The following is an 18250-nucleotide window of genomic DNA, read 5'->3' on the forward strand; positions in this document are numbered from 1 at the left end:
TGATGTCCCGCACCGGGACGGTGGTGCTCCGGGCGCCCGTCTCGTGCGGACTGCTCGTGCTGATCTGGTTCCTGGCGGTCGTCACCGGTTCTGTGAGGAACGGGCCGTCGCACGCAACGGCATCCGAGATGTCGCTCGGGATCCCGAATATCACCGACGGCCACCTGTGGACACTGTGGACTTCAGGGTTGTTCGCCTCCGGTCCCGGTGAGTATGTGCTCGGAATCATTGCGATCCTCGCCGTCGCGGTGCCGGTCGAACGTCGCATCGGCAGTCGCAGGTTCACGCTCGCCGCGCTCGTCTCACAGGGCCTGGGCGCGGCACTCGCATTGCTCGTTGCTCAGGTCGCCTCCCTGGTGCCGAACCTGTGGGGCAGGGAGCTGCACACCCACCTCACCGAGGACCCGCTGGCGTGGGTGCTCGGCGTCCTGCTCGCCTCCACCACCGCGATGGGCACCCTGTGGCGTCGCCGCATCCGGACACTCCTGCTGGTTTTCCTGGTGACCGCAGCCTTGTTCGCCGGACACCTGCAGGACGTGAACAGGGTGACCGTCGCGCTGGCCGGGTTGCTCGCCGGCCCGCTCCTGTTCGGACGTGGTGTGCGCCGTCCTGTGCTCGGCGGCACCATCCGGGAGCGCCGCACGCTCGTCGCGCTCGTGGTCGCAGCGAGCGTGCTCGGCCCGATCTTCGCGGCGCTCTCCCCACACTCGATCGGACCGCTGTCCGCGCTACGCGAGCTGTTCGAGCAGGTTCCCTACACCCCGCGAGAACTCGTCGAGGTGTGTGCCGATCCCGCGCTGCACGACGAGTGCCGGAAAGGGCAACAGGCCCTTCGGCTCTCCGGTGCAGGTCCGCTCGTCGCGAATCTCATGCCGTCGGTACTGCTGCTGATCGGTGCCGAAGGACTGCGTCGAGGGCGGCGGGCAGCATGGTTCCTCTCGGTCGGAGGACACATCGTGCTGATCGTCGTGGCCGCCGCGAGCACGATCGTCCGCGTGACCGAACAGGACGAGATCCGCTCCCTGTTGTACGGAATCCACCGGCACAGCTCCGTATCCATGGAACTCGCGCCACTCCTCGCGCTGGTCTCCGTGCTCGCCCTGTTACTGCTGACCCGCACCCTGTTCGATGTCCGTGCACCGCAGGGAACCTATCGCCGGGTATGGGCCGGAACCGCAGCCGCCGCAGGCATCGCGCTCGTGACGTACGTGGTGGTGGGCACGCTGGTGGCGGACGGGTTCGATCGTGATCCCGGCATCGGCACCTTGCTCCGCGCCGCGCCGCGCCGGCTCCTTCCACCGGTCTACCTCCAGCTCTTCGAGCCTCCCGTGATGCCCCTCGACACCGCCGCCACCCTGTTGTTCGAGTGGATCGGCGTGATCGTCTGGGTCGCCTTCTGCGTGCTCCTGTGGCGCAGCTTCCTCGTGCCCCCTGCCGGGGTCGACCTCGGCGACGAGCAGCGGGTGCGAGAACTCCTGCACGACCCGGGCGGCGGATCGATGTCGTGGATGACCACCTGGGCGGGGAATCGGTACTGGTTCGGCACCGACGGCAGGCACGCCGTGGCGTATCGGGTCCACTCGGGTGTCGCCCTGACGGCGACGGATCCGATCGGTGAGCGCGCCTCGATGACCGAGACGATCGACGAGTTCGCGGCGTACTGCCTCGGCAACGGATGGACACCGTGCCTGTACTCGGTGGGCGAGGAGACGGCGACGATCGCCCGGGACCACGGTTGGACCTGTTTGCAGGTGGGTGAGGAGACCGTCGTCGATCTCGCGGACCTCGCCTTCAAGGGCAAGAAGTTCCAGGACGTCCGCACCGCCCTCAACCGTGCTGCCAAGGACGGGATCGAAGCGCGATGGACGACCTTCGCCGCCGCGCCGCTGTCGGTGACCGAGCAGATCGTCGACATCTCCGAGGAATGGGTGGCCGACAAGGGACTGCCCGAGATGGGGTTCACGCTCGGAGGAGTCGCCGAACTGCGCGATCCCGAAGTCCGGTTGCTGCTCGCGGTCGACGCGAACGACCACGTCCATGCGATCACGTCGTGGATGCCGGTCCACCGGCACGGGAAGGTGGTCGGGCTGACGCTGGACTTCATGCGGCGACGTTCGGACGGCTTCCGGCCGGCCATGGAATTCCTCATCGCGTCCGCGGCACGGTCCGCCGCCGACGAGGGCCTCGAATTCCTGAGCTTGTCGGGGGCGCCCCTCGCGAGTATGGACGGTGGGTCCGGACTCGACCGAGGAGCCCTCGACGCCCTGCTCGATCTGCTCGGCCGCACGCTCGAACCGGTATACGGATTCCGCTCGCTGCTGGCGTTCAAGGCGAAGTTCCAGCCCCGTTACCGCCCGCTGTACATGGTGTTCCCGGACCCGGCGGCGCTGCCGACCATCGGGATCGCGGTCGGTCGTGCCTATCTTCCCCACATGTCCCTGGAGGAAGGCGGACGCCTGGTCACGCACCTGCTGCGCCGATGACGGTTGCTCACGCACCCGTTGCGCCGATGACGGTTGCTCACGCACCCGTTGCGCCGATGACGGTTGCTCACGCACCCGTTGCGCCGATGACGGTTGCTCACGCACCCGTTGCGCTGGTGACGGTGGAACTCTCTCGGAAACGGGAGACCGCCACCAGTCCCACCAAGAGGAAGACCACCGGGAGCAACACCGCATTGCCCATCGCGGCACCGAACCCGAGCGTCCCCTCACCCATCTGCATCACCGCACCGAGGGCGGCCGCACCGAGTACCGCACCGACCTGCCGGGCGGTGTTGTACACACCCGATCCGGCGCCTACGAGGTCACCGGGCAGGTCGCGCAACGCGATCGTCGAGTTCGGGGCCCAGCACAACGAGTTCGCGAAACCGAGCAGCACGATCGGGATCAGGAGCCAGCCGACGGTGGCCTCGAGATGCATCGCCACACCGAACGACAGCATCGCCGCGATCATCGCGGAGAAACCGATCCGGGAGATCCGGCCCGGCGCGACCCGATCGGTGACCCGCCCGATCAAGGGCGCCATGATCACCGAGATCACGCCCATCGGTACCAGCATCAGACCTGCGACCTGCGCGGACAGTCCCTGACCCACCTGCAGGTACAGCATGATCGGCAGGTTCACGGCGTAGACCGTGAAACCCAGCGTCGCCACGGCGGTCACCCCGAGGGTGAAGTTGCGGCGGGTGAACAACCCGAGCGGGGCCAGCGCCTCGGTGCCGCGGGCCACCGCGGTCCGCTGCAGACGCACGAACACCCCGAACGCCACGATCCCGATACCGAGGACGACCCACACCCACACGGTCCAGCCGGCATCGGGACCCTGCTGCAGGGAGAAGATCACGCCGGTGACCGCGACCAGCGAGACGACGGCGCTCAGCACGTCGATGCGACGCGCCCCGGTCGGCAGTTTCGGCACGTACCGCGCGACCATCACCAGAGAGATCAGGCCCAGCGGGATGTAGACGAAGAAGACCCACCGCCACCCACCGGTACCGACGAGCACCCCACCGAGGACGGGCCCGAACAGACCCGCCGAGCTGGCCACCGCGCTCCACACACCGGTGGCCGCACCGCGCCGGTCGTGCGCGAAGATCCGGTGGATGATGCTCAGCGGTTGCGGGTTGATCAGCGACCCGCCGAGCCCCTGCACCGCACGCAGCGCGATCAGCCACTCGATCGTCGGAGCCATCGAGCACGCGAAGGCCGCGGCCGTGAAGATCGCCATGCCCACCAGGTAGACGTTGCGCTGACCGAAACGGTCGCCGAGACGACCGGTGACCAGCAGCGGCACCGCGAAGGTCAGCAGATAGGCCGCCGACACCCACACCACCTGGTTGATGCTCGCGTCCAGATCCTCGCGGATACGCGGCAGCGACACCGCGACGAGCGATTGGTCGAGCAGGGTGATGAACAGACCCACGCACAGGGCCGCCAGTGCGCGCCAGGCCCGCGGCTCGGGGATCGGGGCAGCGCTGCGTCCCGCAGCCGACGCACTCACTCCTCGACCGTGATCTCCGCGGCGTCGTCGTAGAAGCACACGTATCCCTCGATGGGCTCCATGCCGGGGAACGGCTCGGGATACGACCATGCGACGTTCTCGGCAGGCGGTGTGCCGGAGAACGACCAGTATCGGGCGGCGCCCTTGTAGGGGCAGCTCGTCCGCCACTCGGATTCCTCGAGCACCGAGAAGTCGACGTCCTCGGGAGGGAGGTAGTAGCGGGTCGGGAGGCCGGTCTCGAACACGAGTACGGGGTTGCGGGTCTCGGCGACCACGACGTCGCCGATGGTCACCCGCACGTGCCGGGAGCTGCGCAGGGCGTCGACGCGGTGATAGGGATCGCGTGGATGGGTGAACACTTCGGTCTCCTCCTCGAACCACCGTTCGCCCTCGTCGACGTCGTCGCCCGGCCCGGTCTCGCCCCACCGGAACCACTGGAAGACGAGACGGTCGTCGAGACCGTCGACGTCGAGCTGGCAGACCGGTGAATAGGCCCGATGGTCGCGGACGACGATGTCGTACCACTGCCAGACGTCCTGCCGGGAGCGGCTCGGTGACAGGGAGGCCGCGATCAGGTCGAGCCGGACGTCCTCTCGGGGGAAGGCATAGAACGGAACGGGCTTGCCGGGTGCCCACACCAGCACGGCCCGGGTGCTGTCGACCACCGTCCGGCCGAACCACTCACCTCTGATCCTGCGATCGACGGGTTCGTAGAGGTAGTCGTCGGTCGCCGACGGCCGTCGGAGTACAGCGGTCTTGCGGGCAGCCATACCTCGACCGTATCGCGCCCGTCCAGGGCCGGGACGAATCCGCAGACCCGACCCATCCGCTCGACGACGGGCTCCGAATACGGGGAGAGACGGCGTGAGGGCCGTCACCCGAACCGACCGACACGAACCACTACGCACGCCCACGCCGCTCAGGCGACGACCAGAGGAACACCGATCATGCCCAACTACGAAGCCCGGCAGAACGAGAATCGGCACCCGTACCCGTCCGTGGGTTTCCTCCAGCTGTTCATGGAAGCGCGCACGCGCACCGAGCAGACGACCCCGCGTGCGCAGGTAGGCAAGGCGTGAGGTCGGTCGGCGGCTCCGTCGAGTCCGTCGTCGTGGTGGGTGCGGGCCTCGCGGGACTGTCCGCGGCGCTCCACCTCACCGGTGCCGGCAAGCGCGTCACCGTCCTCGAACGCGAGAACACGGTCGGTGGTCGCGTGGGAACGTACCCGGTGTTCGAGGACGGGCGGCATCTCTACGACATCGACAACGGCGCCAGTGTGCTGACGATGCCGAACCTCATCGCCGACGCGCTCGCGGCCGTCGGGGAATCCTTCGACTCGACCATCCCGGCGCTCGACCTCACCCCGCTCGCACCCGGCTACCACGCGCGCTTCGCCGACGGCACCGCCCTGAACGTGTACTCCGATCCGGACGAGATGACCGCCGAGATCGCGCGCGTGTGCGGTTCCGAGGAGGCCGGCGGATATCGGCGGCTGCGCCGCTGGCTCGCGTCGATCTTCGACGCCGAGTTCGACCGCTACATCGACTCCAACTTCGATTCGCCGCTCGACCTCGTGTCGACACCCGCGGCGCTGCGCGACACCGCCAACCTCGTCCGGCTCGGCGGCTTCGGCCGGCTCGGATCGCGCGTCGGGTCGTTCATCCGGGACGACCGGCTCCGGCGAATCTTCACCTTCCAGGCCCTGTACGCGGGCACCGCACCGTCGACGGCCCTGGCGGTCTACGGCGCCATCGCCCACATGGACACCTCGCTCGGCGTCTACTTTCCGAAGGGCGGCATGTCCACCATCGCCGCCGCGATGGTCGATGCGCTCGTCCGCAACGGCGGCACCGTGCACACCGGGGTCGAGGTGTCGGAACTCCGCGTCGACGGCGGCCGCGCGAAGAGCGTGCGTTCCGCGGACGGCCGGGAGTTCGCCGCCGACGCCGTCGTCCTCACCGTGGACCTGCCCGTGGTCGACGACCTGCTGCTGCGCGCCGGGGTCCCGCCGCGCCGCCGCGCCCGCAGCGCCACCGTCGCGTCGCCCTCGGCCGTCGTCTTCCACGGCACGGTGCCCACCGAGGTGACACAGGCCTGGCCGGATTCCCACCACACCATCGATTTCGGTGAGGAGTGGGCGGAGACCTTCGCGCGGATCACCGCCCCGCGCGGCCGCGGCCGGTTGATGGCCGATCCGTCCCTGCTCATCACGCGACCTGCCGTGACCGATCCGTCCCTGCGGGTCGTGCGCGGCGGTGTCGAGTGCGAACCGGTCTCGGTGCTGGCGCCGTGCCCGAATCTCGCTGCCGCACCCCTCGATTGGGGCCGACTCGGCAGGCCGTACATGCGGGAGATCCAGCAGGTCCTCGAGCAGCGCGGCTATCGGGGACTCGCGAGTTCGATGCGAGTCGACCACATCGACACCCCGCGGACCTGGGCCGACAAGGGCATGCTCGACGGCAGCCCCTTCTCGGCGGCGCACCTGTTCCGGCAGACCGGGCCCTTCCGTCGCCCGAACCTCGTGCACGGCGTCGACAATGTCGTCCTCGCCGGGTCGGGTACCACGCCGGGTGTCGGCGTCCCGACCGTGCTTATCTCCGGACGTCTTGCCGCAGAACGCATCTCCGGTGGCGCGACTGCCGGGCTCACGACGATGTCGATTCCGATGGAAGCAGGTGCGGTTGCCCATGGGTGAACTCGACGGGATCGATCCCGATCTGCACGAGGCGTATCAACTGTGCCGTGAGCTCAACCGGCGCCATGGCAAGACCTACTTCCTCGCGACCCGCATCTTCCCGGCGTCCAAACGGGCCGGGGTGCACGCCCTCTACGGTTTCGCGCGGATGGTCGACGACATCGTCGACGTGAAACCGGTCGACGCGGCACCGGTTCTCGACGCGCTCGAACGCCGTCTGTCCGACGCGCTCGGGGGCAGGCCGCCGACCTACGACGAATTCGGTCTCGTGCTGCGGGCCCTCGTCGACACCACGCAGCGGTACGACATCCCGCACGAGTACTACTACGCCTTCCTGCGGTCGATGCGGATGGACATCCCCGGCACCGAACTGTTCCGGTCGCGGTACCGCACGATGGACGAACTGTCGGAGTACATGTACGGCTCGGCCGCCGTCATCGGGCTGCAGATGCTGCCCATCCTCGGGATCGAGGGCGAACGCGAACAGGCCGAGGCTCCCGCCGCCGCACTCGGTGAGGCCTTCCAGCTCACCAACTTCATCCGCGACATGGGTGAGGACCTCGACCGCGACCGCATCTACCTGCCCACCGACATCCTCGCCGCCTTCGACGTGGACGAGGACCTGCTGTGGCACTGCCGCCGGACCGGACAGCGCGACGTGCGGTTCGAACGCGCCCTCGCGCACCTGATCGCGCACACCCGCTCGATCTACCGTGTGGCCGAACCGGGCATCGACCTGCTCGACCCGAAGGTGCGTCCCGCGATGCGGACCGCCTTCGTCCTCTACGGCGACATCCTGCGGGCGGTGGAGGAGAGCGGATACCGGGTACTCCACCAGCGCGCACGCGTGTCGCGGCGCCGGCGGTTGTCGGTGGCGGCACCGCGGCTGGCCTCGGCCGGTTGGACCACGCTGCGTTCACGGTCGAGACTGGGGATGCCCACCGCGCCGCTCGGCCGGTGAGGCGCGACCGGCCGAGCCGGCATTCGGACACGAATACAGAACAGGACATCACATGGAACAGGTCGTGCTGCTCGACGACGCAGGCCGCGCGGTCGGGATCGAGCCGAAGGCCACGGTGCACACCACCGACACCCCGCTGCACCTCGCCTTCTCGTCGTACGTCTTCGACCACCACGGCAACGTTCTGCTCACCCGGCGCGCCCTGGACAAGTCGACCTTCCCCGGTGTCCTGACGAACAGCTGCTGCGGTCATCCGGCGCCCGACGAGCCGCTCATCGAGGCCGTGCGCCGCCGGCTGCGTCAGGAACTCGGGCTCGACGTGCACGACATCGAGGTCGTCCTGCCGTCCTTCCGCTACCGGGCGGTGATGGACAACGGCATCGTCGAGAACGAGATCTGCCCGGTCTTCCGCGTGCTCTACGACGGGCCGGCGCCCACCCCCGAACCGTCGGAGGTGCACGACACCGAATGGGCCGACTGGACGGAGTTCTCCGAGGACGTCGTCGAGGGACGCCGTGAGGTGTCGGTGTGGTGCCGCGAGCAGGTGGAGCAGCTCCGCACGCTCGGCCCCGATCCGCTGCACTGGCCCGTGGCGTCCACCGCGGATCTGCCGCACGCCGCGCCCGAGCGCCTTTGGGGACGCACCGCGCCCGAGCGCCTTTGGGGACGCACCGCGCCCGAGCGCCTTTGGGGACGCGCCGCGCCCGAGCGACGATAGGGCCTCACCCGGCGACCGGGACGTTAACGTCGACCCTGTGATCGACCCGACCGTCCTGATCCCCACGATCATCGGCATCCTCGCCCTCGCCGTGATCTCGTCGGCGGTGCTGTGGGCGTTCCGGGTCCCGCACCGATTCGCGCCCGTCGGTGCCATCGCCCGCGGCGCGGTGCAACTCGCGCTCATCAGCGTCGTGCTCTCCGGCGTCATCACCGACGCCCGGTGGGTCGCGGTGGTGCTCGTCGTGATGTTCACCGTCGCGTGGTGGACGGCCTGCCGACGCATCGGGAGCGAGGCCGTCGTGCGCGGGGTGACGGCCGCCGCGATGCTGACCGGCGTGCTCGTCTCGGCGGGTGTCGTCTTCGCGACCGGCGCGGTGGAGGCCACCCCGCGTTACGCGCTCGCGCTCGGCGGCATCATCATCGGCAACACGATGACGGTCGCGGCCCTCGCCGGTCGCCGCTTCCACGAAACCGTCGACGACCATTGGCCCGAGGTGGAGGGCTGGCTCGCACTCGGCGCGACGATGCGGCAGGCGACACTCTCACCCGCACGCTTCGCCGTGCACGCGGCGATGATCCCGTCGACCGACCAGACGAAGACGACCGGTCTGGTGACGCTGCCCGGGGCGTTCGTCGGCGCGATCTTCGGCGGGTTGTCGCCGGTGGAGGCCGGACGGTTCCAGGTGGTCGTGCTCGCCGCGATCATGGCGACGGCGTCGATCACGTCCGTGCTGATGGCGCTCGGTCTCGGTCGCGCCCTGCGCTACCGTCCCGTGGTCGTTGCGTGAGACGGCGGTCTGCGGTGCGGGTGCCGACCGGAGTAGGAGTTGATACAACCGCTGCCGAGGGAAGGATCGTCGATGTTGCTCGTAGCCAACCGGGGTGAGATCGCGTTGCGTGTCGTCCGCACGGCCGGGGACCTCGGACTCGACACCGTCGCCGTCCACGCCGCGGACGACGCCGACGCTCCGCACGTCCGCGCCGCCACGCGAGCCGAGGCCCTACCGGAGTCCGGTCCCTCGGCCTATCTCGACCCCGGGGCGATCGTCGGGGTCGCCCGAGCGACCGGATGCACGCTCGTGCATCCCGGTTACGGATTCCTCAGCGAGAACGCCGCCTTCGCGCAGGCCTGTGCGGACGCCGGACTCACCTTCGTCGGGCCGTCCCCGGAAGCACTGCGCGTCCTCGGCGACAAGCGGGCCGCCCGCTCGGTGGCGGAGGAACTCGGCATCCCGGTGACCGCTGCCGTCGAGACGACGGATCCGGAGTCCGTGCGGGCCTTCCTGCGCGACCGTCCGGGCGGGATCGTCGTCAAGGCACTGTCGGGTGGTGGCGGTCGCGGCATGCGCGTGGTCCGCGATGCTGCCGATCTCGACGAGGCGCTCCGGCTCGCCGCCGCCGAAGCACACGCCGCCTTCGACGACGACCGGCTGTACGCCGAGGCGCTCGTCGAGCGTGCCCGCCACGTCGAGGTGCAGGTCGTGGCCGCCGAGTCGGGGTCGGGTACCCGCGCGGTGGCGTTGGGCGATCGCGACTGCAGCGTGCAGCGCCGGCACCAGAAGCTCGTGGAGATCGCACCCGCGCCCGACCTGCCCGACGCCCTGCGGGAGGCGCTGCACGGCGCGGCGGTCCGGCTGATCGGGCAGGTCGGGTGCCACGGGCTGTCCACCGTCGAATTCCTCGTCCGCGACGACGGTTTCGTGTTCCTCGAGGTCAACCCCCGGATCCAGGTGGAGCACACCGTCACCGAGGAGGTGACCGGCGTCGACCTCGTGGCGACCCAGCTCGCGATCGCTCGCGGGACGGGATTCGACGAACTCGGTCTCCCGAAAGGCATCACTTTCGACGGCAAGAAGATCGGCGGACGTCCTGCGGCGGCGCAGGGCATCGCGGTGCAGGTGCGCGTCAACGCCGAGACGCCGCGCCCCGACGGGATCGCCCTGCCCACAGCCGGGACGCTCACCGCGTTCACGCCACCCACCGGACCGGGCATCCGCGTCGACACCCACGGCCGGCCCGGCCTCGAGGTGACCGGACGTTACGACTCGCTGCTCGCCAAGGTCGTCGCGTACGTGCGTTCCGGCGATCGCGCGGCCGTGCTGCGCAAGGCGTCGACGGCACTCGGCGAGTTCATCGTCGACGGTGTCGGCACCAACCGCGACCTCCTGCAGAAGATACTGGACGACAAGGAGTTCCGGTCCGGCAATGTCCGCACCACGTGGCTGGGGGAGCGGCTCGCGGATTTCGTCGACACCGCCCCGACCGCACCGGTGGAGTACACGGATCTGCGCGCCGACGAACAGGCGGTGCACGCCGAGATGGTCGGCACGGTCGTGGAGATCGCTCGCGCGGGCGACACCGTTCCGGCCGGTGCGCCGCTCGCCGTGCTCGATGCGATGAAGATGCAGCACGAGATCCGGGCACCGGGCAGTGCCGTGGTCGAACGTGTGCTCGTCGAGCCGGGACGCACCGTCGAGCCGGGCACCGTGCTCGCGGTGGTCCGCGTGCTCGACACGGACACCGCGACGGACGACATCGCCGCGGCCGACCTCGACGCCGACCGTGCCGACCTCGACGAGATCCGCCGCAGGCACGAGGTCACCACCGATGCGGCGCGGCCCGAGATCGTGGCGAAGCGGCACGGGCGGGGCCGGCGCACGGCGCGCGAGAACATCGCCGACCTCGTCGATGACGGTAGCTTCGTCGAATACGGACCGCTCGTCCTCGCCGCCCAGCGCGGCCGCCGCAGCGAGGAGGACCTGATCGCGAACACCCCGGCGGACGGACTTGTCGGCGGCACCGCACGGATCGGCGGGGCCGAGGTGGTCGTGATGTCCTACGACTACACCGTCCTCGCAGGTACCCAGGGCCGCAACAACCACCGCAAGACCGATCGGCTGCTCGAACTCGCCGCCCGGCGGCGGGTGCCGCTCGTGCTGTTCGCCGAGGGTGGTGGCGGGCGACCCGGGGACGTCGACGCCGGTTCCGGTGCGGGCCTCGACCTGCCCACCTTCCGCTCGATGGCGTCGCTGCGCGGACGCGTGCCCACCGTCGCGGTCGTCTCCGGCCGCTGCTTCGCGGGCAACGCCGCGCTCGCCGGGGTGTGCGACGTGCTCATCGCGACCCCCGACGCCAACATCGGCATGGGCGGCCCCGCGATGATCGAGGGCGGAGGACTCGGCGTGCACCGCCCCGAGGACATCGGGCCGATCGACGTGCAACGCCGCAACGGCGTCGTGCACGTCGCGGCGCGCGACGAGGCGCACGCCGTGGACGTCGCCCGGCGATATCTCGCGTACTTCACCGCGCCGCACGAGGACCGGCAGGCACCAGACCCGCGTCTCGCGCGACATGTGGTGCCGGAGAACCGTTTCCGCGCCTACGACGTGCGGTCGGCGATCGACGCGATCGCCGACCTCGGATCGGTGCTCGAACTGCGCCCGGACTACGGCGTCGGCATCGTCACCGCCCTGATGCGCGTCGAAGGCGCCTCCTACGGCGTGCTCGCCAACAGCAGCGCCCACCTCGGTGGGGCGATCGATGCCGAGGCCGCCGACAAGGCCGCGGACTTCCTGGAACTGTGCGAATCGCACCGGCTGCCCGTGGTGAGTCTGTGCGACACACCGGGATTCATGGTCGGACCGGAATCGGAGAAGGACGCCACCGTGCGCCGCTTCGGGCGCTTCTTCGTCGCCGGCGCACGCCTGACGGTCCCGTTCGGCATGATCATCCTCCGCAAGGGCTACGGCCTCGGCGCGATGGCGATGGCCGGCGGATCTTTCCACGCACCCGAATTCACCGTCGCGTGGCCGACGGGGGAGATCGGCGGAATGGGACTCGAAGGGGCCGTGCGTCTCGGATTCCGCAAGGAACTCGACGCCGCGGAGACACCCCGCGAGCGCGAGGAGTTGTTCGGCCGGCTCGTCGCCCTCGCCTACCAGCAGGGCAAGGCCCTGCAGGCGGCGACGAGCTTCGAACTCGACGACGTCATCGACCCCGCCGACAGCCGCGCCTGGATCGAGCGACTGGTGCAACCGCGGTGAAGCCGGGTATGCGACAGCCATGGTGACCTATCCCGGCGCACAGGAGTACGTACCCGACAGCCGCGACCTCGCCGAACTCGCCGCCGCGTCCGCGGGATGCCGGGGATGCGATCTCTACAAGGCCGCCGAGCGGACGGTCTTCGGGGCAGGGGTGCGCGACGCACGCATGCTCTTCGTCGGCGAACAACCGGGCAACGAGGAGGACCTCGCGGGAGAACCGTTCGTCGGGCCCGCGGGGCACCTGTTCGACAAGGCCCTCGAACGCGCGGGCATCGATCGCGGGACGGTGTACGTGACCAACGCCGTCAAGCATTTCCGCTTCGACCGGTCCGCCAACGGCCGCAGACGCATCCACAAGAAACCGTCGGGTGGGCAGGTCGCGGCGTGCCGGCCGTGGCTCGAGGCCGAACTCGACGCCGTCCGCCCCGACGTGGTGGTGTGCCTCGGAGCCACGGCCGCGCAGTCGCTGCTCGGTAAGGACTTCAAGCTCACACAGCACCGCGGGGAGGTCCTGCACCTGCCCGAGGAGCTGTGCGGGTCGTGCGATCCGGCGGTGGTCGTCACCGTGCACCCGTCGGCGGTGTTGCGGGCGAAATCGCAGCGCGACGACATGTTCCGCTCGTTCGTGCAGGACCTGGAACGAGCGGCCACGTTGTGACGGCTCAGCCGGTGGTCGCCAATCCGGCCGCGAGCCCGAGCGCCACCGACATCGCGCACACCTCGAGGACGGCGTTGCGCAGCGACTCCTCCTCCGGGAGACGGTGGGACGCGGCAGCGGGGAGCCAGTTGCGCCGCCAGTTCCACGCGAGCCCCAGCAGGGCGCACAGCACGATCGCCTTTGCGAGCACGACGCGTCCGTAGCCGGTGCCCAGCAGCGCGGAGACCGAGCCGAGCCGTACCGCCGCGTCGACCACGCCCGTGATCACCAACGCCACCACGCACCGCAGGGCCAGCTGCGAGTAGCGCGGCAGCAGTTCCGCCCACGCTCCGCGGCCCCGCACGGTGACGGCCAGCGCCACGAGCACCCCGAACCACACCGCGGCCGCGAGCACATGCACGGCGTTGAACAGCGACCCCAGCGGTTGCTGCGCCATGTGGCCGGTGACTGGCCGGGCGATCAACGCGAGCGCCGCGGCGACGAGCACCGGCAGGGTGGACCACGCCGCCGACCGGCGGTACGCCACAGCGGCGACGACGACGATCGCGGCGATGCACACCCATGCCGCCGCATCCACGCGTCCCGTGGTGGTGCCGACGAACTGCCCGAACCGCCCCACGTCCAGGTCCGCGGCGGGAACATCGGCCGCGGTGGACGCGGCCCAGGCGAGGTCGATGCTCGCGAGCACGAGCCAGACACCGCCGAGCGTGGCGATCGTCCGCCACAGCGTGTCGGAGGAAACCGCGGGACGGCGTTGCCGCTGCACCATCACGGCCAGGACCGCGAGTCCGAGCACGGTCGAGCCGACACACAGCCCGATCGCCCGCACCGAACTCGAGGGGGCGGGCAGGGCGAGGGAACCGGCCACGGCGATGCCCGCGACGGTTCCGAAGGCAACGCCGGCAGCGGCCACGACGAGCCACTGCCGGCGTTCCGGGATCATGCGGGTCAGGCCTTCGGCTTGCGCAGCGCGAAGGCGAGACCTGCGGCGACCACGACGACACCTGCGACGACGAACCACCACACGGCAGGTCCGCTGCTGTCGCTCTCGCCCGACTCCGCGCCGGTCTCGCCGGTCGCGGTGTCACCGGACGCCGCTTCACCGGGCGCGCCGGTTCCCTCCTGGGTGAGCGTGAAGGTGCGGGTTCCGCTGACGGGATGTCCGTCGGCGGAGGTCACCCGGTAGGCGATCGTGTACTCGCCCACGGGGCCGAGACCGTCTAGTTCGACGGATGCGTTCGCACCTTCGATGATCGGGTCGCTCTTCGACCACAGGTTGCCGTCCGGCCCGACGACGGTCAGAGCCGCGAACTGCTCCTGCAGGTTCTCGTTGAACGTCACGGTCACCCGATCGGGTGCCTCGGCGATCTGCTCGCCGTCCTCGGGCGAGCTCGACAGCACCACCGAGTGGGCGGCTGCGGAACCGACGGACAGGGTCAGCGCCGCGATCAACGCGGTGAGGAGAACGAGGATGCGCTTCATGCCCGCCGCCCCCGGATCACGGCGCCGAGGCCGAGTGCGGCGCCGAGCGCACCGAGCACCAGGCCGATACCGCCGAGCCACCGCGCGGTGCTGTCGGTGGTGTCCTCCGACGCGCCGGCGGTCTGCTCGGTCTCGGTGGCGTGCGCGTCACCACTGCCGCCGTGCCCGTCGCCGCTGCTCGCCGCGAGGGTCAGGCTGGGGGCAGGACGTTCGGGTTCCTCGTCGCCGGTCGTGATCTCGTCCCACGCCACGACCTCGCCGTCGCTGTAGGTCTGGATCGCGGGGAAGGCGATCTCGTCCTCCTCGGGCAGCGGCCCGACGGACAGGACGAACTGCTGGAACTGTCCCGGCCCGACCTGCACGTCCGGTTCGGCGGTCCACGTCACGGAGGTCGCGAGCTGCGACTCGGGATCCTTCTCGACGGTCGCCGTCCAGCCGGGCAGCGGCTCGGTGCGCGCCGAGCGCAGCCCCGGAAGCTCGACGGTGAGGGCGGTCGTGCCGGCGGTCTCGGACTCGGTGGGGACCCGGAAGGTCAGGACGGTGTAACCGCCCTGCTCGGCTCCGGGTGCGACGACGGTGACGTGGGCCGAAGCGATGCCGGCGCCCGCGACCATCAGCGCAGCGGTTGCTGTCGCGCCCACGAGGGCGCGACGGGAGAACTCGAACATGTATGGGTCTTTCTCGTGGTTGGAGGATCGATCGTCACAGCGCAGCCGTGGCGAGCGGTGGTCCTCTCCGCGAGATGGCCGGGGGTGCACGTCCCCACACGAGCCGGTCGGTCGACGAGGTCGGGGCGAGCACGGCGGGCGCGGCGACCCGGGGGCCGCGCAGCAGCACGACCCGCAGCGCGGTGCCGCACGCCGCGTACACGTGGGCCGCGGCGGTGAGCAGCACCGCGCACACGGCGACGGCGAGTATGTGGGCGCCCAGCATGGACACCGACAGATGTTCGTGACCGGGCACCAGCACGGTGAGCGCGACGTGCGTGGCCGCCTGCCCACCGGCGAGGAGCACGAGCGGGGACAGCGACGGCTGGTGCGCGCCGAGGATCCCGACGATCGCCGCGACCGCGACCAGCAGTACCGCGACCGGTCCCGTCGGCACACCACCGCCGGCGGCGCCGTGGGCGGCCACCGCCAGCACCGCGGTGGCGATGCCCGCGGTGGTGCCGAGAACGGTCGGATACCTGGTCACTGTCGGTCGTGCTCGTTCCTGATGTGCAGGCCGCGTCAGCGCACGCCGAGGCGCGCGAGCAGATCCGCTTCGATGCCGTCGAGTTCCGACGAGATCGCCGCGTGTGCCGACTTCCGGCGCGCGGCCGGCATCTGCTCGGCCGTCTGCACGGCGGCGGTCAGATCGGTGAGACGTTCGCGGGTCGCGGTGGCGAACTTCTGCGTCTCCGCGTCCTTGGGGTTGCGCTGCTCGACCTTCGCGAGCGACTGCTCCGCACCCGCGATGCGGGCACTGAGCCGGGCACCGTGACCGGTGAACGAACCCAGTTCCTCGATCGGCACCCCGAGCTGCTGCGCGCGACGCGAGTCGAGCTGACCGCGCAGCGCCGTCACGGCCTGGTAGACGATCGGGACGAGCACCGGCGCGAGCAGACGCGCGACGCCGAGATAACGGCGCACCTTCGCCGCGGTGAGCCCCTGGTTCTCGGCGGCCTTCTTCTGTGCCTTGAGGGTCGCGATCTGTTCCTTCTCGACCTTGGCTTGCGACCTCGCGAGTTCCTGGTCGAGCTTGACCTGCGACTTCGCGAGTTTCTTGTCGATCTTCGCCTTGGCCTTCGCTGCCCGCCGGTCGTTCTCGAGCCGATTCTTCGCGACCAGTCTGGCCTCGATCTTCGCCTTGGTCCTCAGCGCCTTCGCTTCCGCCCTGCGAGTCGCGCGACGCTTCCGTGTGAACAACCCCATCGAACAGCACCCTCCATTCGGTACGACACGACGCTCCGGCGCCCCGCGTCAGCCTAACGTGACGGTGCTGCTGCGAGCCGTCGCCTGTGCAGGGAATACCCTGGAATGTCGTGGACGCAACCGGAGAACTACCGCGGCCCCGACGCGGAGTGTCACAGCGCACAGCCGTCTCCCTCGAGGCCGCTGCGCTGACGAGGTGCCGCCACCGGGTCTATCTCGACGCCACCTTCCCCGACGAACTCGCAGGTGCACCCGAGAATCCGGGTGCGCGGCAACGCCAGGAGGCGGCGGCTGCGCATCGCGAGGCGATCCGCCAGACGCTGTTCGACGCCGACCCGGACGGGTGGGTGCTCGTCGCCCCCGAAGGACCGATGTCGCAGCGCGCCGAGCGCACACTCGACGCGTGCCGCGCGGGCGCCGACCGCATCTGGGGTGCGGTGCTGCCGAGCGAACCCGACACCGGACGCCGCGGCCGCTCGGAGATCCTGCTGCGCGACGCCGAACACGGCGGCTACATCCCGGTGATCGTCGTCAACCACAAGGTCACCGATCCCGGACACGGCGCGCTCACCACCGATCTGTTCGCGTGGGCACCCGCTGTCGACGAGACCCGCAAGGTGCGCAGTCAGGTGCGCGACCAGATGCGCCTCGCGCACCTGTACCGGATGCTCGAACGTCACGGACTTGCGAGCCCCGCGAAGGTCGCCGGCGCGATCGGCTACGGCGGCGACTGCATCCTCGTGCACGATCTCGACCAGATCCTCGACGACTACGACGCCCGCCTGGCGGACCGACTCGAGATCGCGCGGGGTCTCACTCCGACGGCGCCGTCGCAGATCGGCGAGTGCAAGACCTGCCCGTGGTGGGACCGCTGCCGCGCCGAACTCACCGTCACCCGGGATGTGTCGCTCGTCGCGCCGGGGCAACGTGCCGCCGTGCTTCGCGAACTCGAGGTGCACACCATCGACGGCCTCGCCCGGTGGGAGGGCGGGGAACCGGAAGCGTGGCCGCAGGGTTCGTTCGAGGACGCGATCGTCACGGCGCGGGCGTGGATCGCCGGTGCGCCGCTCGTGCGTCGCTACCGGCACGTGCACGTCCACCGCGCCGACGTCGAGGTCGACATCGACATGGAGAGCTACCACGAGCACGGCGCCTATCTGTGGGGCACGCTGCTCAATTCGAGATCGTCCTCCGAGTACATCCCGTTCGCGACGTGGGAGCCCGTGCCGACCGACGACGAGGCACGCTCGTTCGCCGAGTTCTGGCGCTGGCTGTCGGACCAGCGGCGCGCGGCCGAACGTCGCGGGAAGACTTTTGCGGCCTACTGCTATTCGCGGTCGGCGGAGGACAAGTGGTTGCTGTCGTCGGCGCGGCGGTTCCACGGCTTCCCGGGTGTGCCGGAGCTCGCGGAGGTCAAGGCGTTCATCGGTTCGGACGAGTGGGTCGACATCTTCCAGGCCGTCACCGACCAGTTCGTGTGTCCGAACGGCAAGGGGCTGAAGAAGATCGCACCGATCGCGGGGCATCACTGGCGCGACGCCGAGGCCGGGGGTGAGGCGTCGATGAGCTGGTACCGCGAGGCCGTGGGCATGGCGGGCGAGCCCGATCCGGCGCAGCGTGTGCGGTTGCTCGAGTACAACGAGGACGACGTGATCGCCACGAAGGTCCTGCGCGAGTGGATGAGTGATCGTGCGGTGCTCGACATCCCGTTCGTCGAGGACCTGTAGCGCAGAGCATGCCACGTGCGTGGTTCCGGTGGCCTCGGCCACCGGAACC

16 protein-coding genes are annotated in these 18250 nt (G+C 70.1%); 9 read left to right on the top strand and 7 right to left on the bottom strand.

All coding sequences use genetic code 11. From position 1 onward, the window contains the following. Positions 1-2 precede the first annotated feature (2 nt). Positions 3-2483: a bifunctional lysylphosphatidylglycerol flippase/synthetase MprF gene (locus ACQR3U_RS08985; protein ID WP_372477570.1), complete on the top strand. Its 2481-nt coding sequence runs from the start codon at positions 3-5 to the stop codon at positions 2481-2483. Positions 2484-2580: 97 nt separating this feature from the next. Here the strand turns inward: ACQR3U_RS08985 and ACQR3U_RS08990 are convergent, their stop codons facing one another. Both ACQR3U_RS08990 and ACQR3U_RS08995 read right to left on the bottom strand, forming a co-directional pair. Then, positions 2581-4002: a DHA2 family efflux MFS transporter permease subunit gene (locus ACQR3U_RS08990; RefSeq protein ID WP_033097878.1), complete on the bottom strand. Its 1422-nt coding sequence runs from the start codon at positions 4000-4002 to the stop codon at positions 2581-2583. Continuing rightward, on the bottom strand, positions 3999-4772 hold the full coding sequence (locus ACQR3U_RS08995) for a DUF427 domain-containing protein (RefSeq protein ID WP_230810376.1): 774 nt from the start codon (positions 4770-4772) through the stop codon (positions 3999-4001). The genes ACQR3U_RS08990 and ACQR3U_RS08995 overlap by 4 nt, the downstream gene beginning before the upstream one ends. Before the next feature lie 177 nt (positions 4773-4949). Between ACQR3U_RS08995 and ACQR3U_RS09000 the strand changes: the two genes are divergently transcribed. From ACQR3U_RS09000 to ACQR3U_RS09030, 7 genes are all read left to right on the top strand, one after another. After that, a complete protein-coding gene (locus tag ACQR3U_RS09000) occupies positions 4950-5081 on the top strand; it encodes a hypothetical protein (protein ID WP_019290392.1) in 132 nt (43 codons plus the stop codon). Beyond that, on the top strand, positions 5078-6697 hold the full coding sequence (crtI, locus tag ACQR3U_RS09005; protein ID WP_217579308.1) for a phytoene desaturase family protein: 1620 nt from the start codon (positions 5078-5080) through the stop codon (positions 6695-6697). Before ACQR3U_RS09000 ends, crtI begins: the two co-directional genes overlap by 4 nt. Next, on the top strand, positions 6690-7658 hold the full coding sequence (locus ACQR3U_RS09010) for a phytoene/squalene synthase family protein (protein ID WP_220666348.1): 969 nt from the start codon (positions 6690-6692) through the stop codon (positions 7656-7658). Before crtI ends, ACQR3U_RS09010 begins: the two co-directional genes overlap by 8 nt. A gap of 52 nt (positions 7659-7710) precedes the next feature. Beyond that, the gene (idi, locus tag ACQR3U_RS09015) at positions 7711-8376 is read left to right on the top strand and encodes an isopentenyl-diphosphate Delta-isomerase (protein ID WP_230810377.1); all 666 of its coding nucleotides are present in this window, start codon (positions 7711-7713) and stop codon (positions 8374-8376) included. Between the two features lie 37 nt (positions 8377-8413). Beyond that, positions 8414-9166: an ABC transporter permease gene (locus ACQR3U_RS09020; RefSeq protein WP_024102624.1), complete on the top strand. Its 753-nt coding sequence runs from the start codon at positions 8414-8416 to the stop codon at positions 9164-9166. Positions 9167-9238: 72 nt separating this feature from the next. Continuing rightward, positions 9239-12421, top strand: a complete 3183-nt coding sequence (locus ACQR3U_RS09025; protein WP_230810378.1) for an acetyl-CoA carboxylase family protein — start codon at positions 9239-9241, stop codon at positions 12419-12421. 19 nt (positions 12422-12440) lie between these two features. Next, complete coding sequence (locus tag ACQR3U_RS09030) at positions 12441-13079, top strand: UdgX family uracil-DNA binding protein (protein WP_006553371.1); 639 nt, start codon at positions 12441-12443, stop codon at positions 13077-13079. Between the two features lie 4 nt (positions 13080-13083). Here ACQR3U_RS09030 and ACQR3U_RS09035 read toward each other — a convergent pair whose 3' ends face one another. Genes ACQR3U_RS09035 through ACQR3U_RS09055 form a run of 5 tightly spaced genes read right to left on the bottom strand, consistent with a single transcriptional unit; the run spans position 13084 to position 16474 of the window. Beyond that, on the bottom strand, positions 13084-14022 hold the full coding sequence (locus ACQR3U_RS09035) for a copper resistance D family protein (protein WP_064060569.1): 939 nt from the start codon (positions 14020-14022) through the stop codon (positions 13084-13086). A gap of 5 nt (positions 14023-14027) precedes the next feature. After that, the gene (locus ACQR3U_RS09040) at positions 14028-14561 is read right to left on the bottom strand and encodes a copper resistance CopC family protein (RefSeq protein ID WP_230810379.1); all 534 of its coding nucleotides are present in this window, start codon (positions 14559-14561) and stop codon (positions 14028-14030) included. Continuing rightward, the gene (locus ACQR3U_RS09045) at positions 14558-15229 is read right to left on the bottom strand and encodes a YcnI family protein (protein WP_006553374.1); all 672 of its coding nucleotides are present in this window, start codon (positions 15227-15229) and stop codon (positions 14558-14560) included. The genes ACQR3U_RS09040 and ACQR3U_RS09045 overlap by 4 nt, the downstream gene beginning before the upstream one ends. A gap of 34 nt (positions 15230-15263) precedes the next feature. Then, positions 15264-15755, bottom strand: a complete 492-nt coding sequence (locus ACQR3U_RS09050; RefSeq protein WP_200359165.1) for a hypothetical protein — start codon at positions 15753-15755, stop codon at positions 15264-15266. 35 nt (positions 15756-15790) lie between these two features. Then, the gene (locus ACQR3U_RS09055) at positions 15791-16474 is read right to left on the bottom strand and encodes a DUF6474 family protein (RefSeq protein ID WP_024102631.1); all 684 of its coding nucleotides are present in this window, start codon (positions 16472-16474) and stop codon (positions 15791-15793) included. Positions 16475-16623: 149 nt separating this feature from the next. Here ACQR3U_RS09055 and ACQR3U_RS09060 point away from each other — a divergent pair, with 149 nt between their 5' ends. Further along, complete coding sequence (locus tag ACQR3U_RS09060) at positions 16624-18201, top strand: TM0106 family RecB-like putative nuclease (RefSeq protein ID WP_138845359.1); 1578 nt, start codon at positions 16624-16626, stop codon at positions 18199-18201. Positions 18202-18250 lie beyond the last annotated feature (49 nt).

Source organism: Rhodococcus sp. IEGM1339 (assembly GCF_050321925.1).
Classification (GTDB): domain Bacteria; phylum Actinomycetota; class Actinomycetes; order Mycobacteriales; family Mycobacteriaceae; genus Rhodococcus; species Rhodococcus pyridinivorans.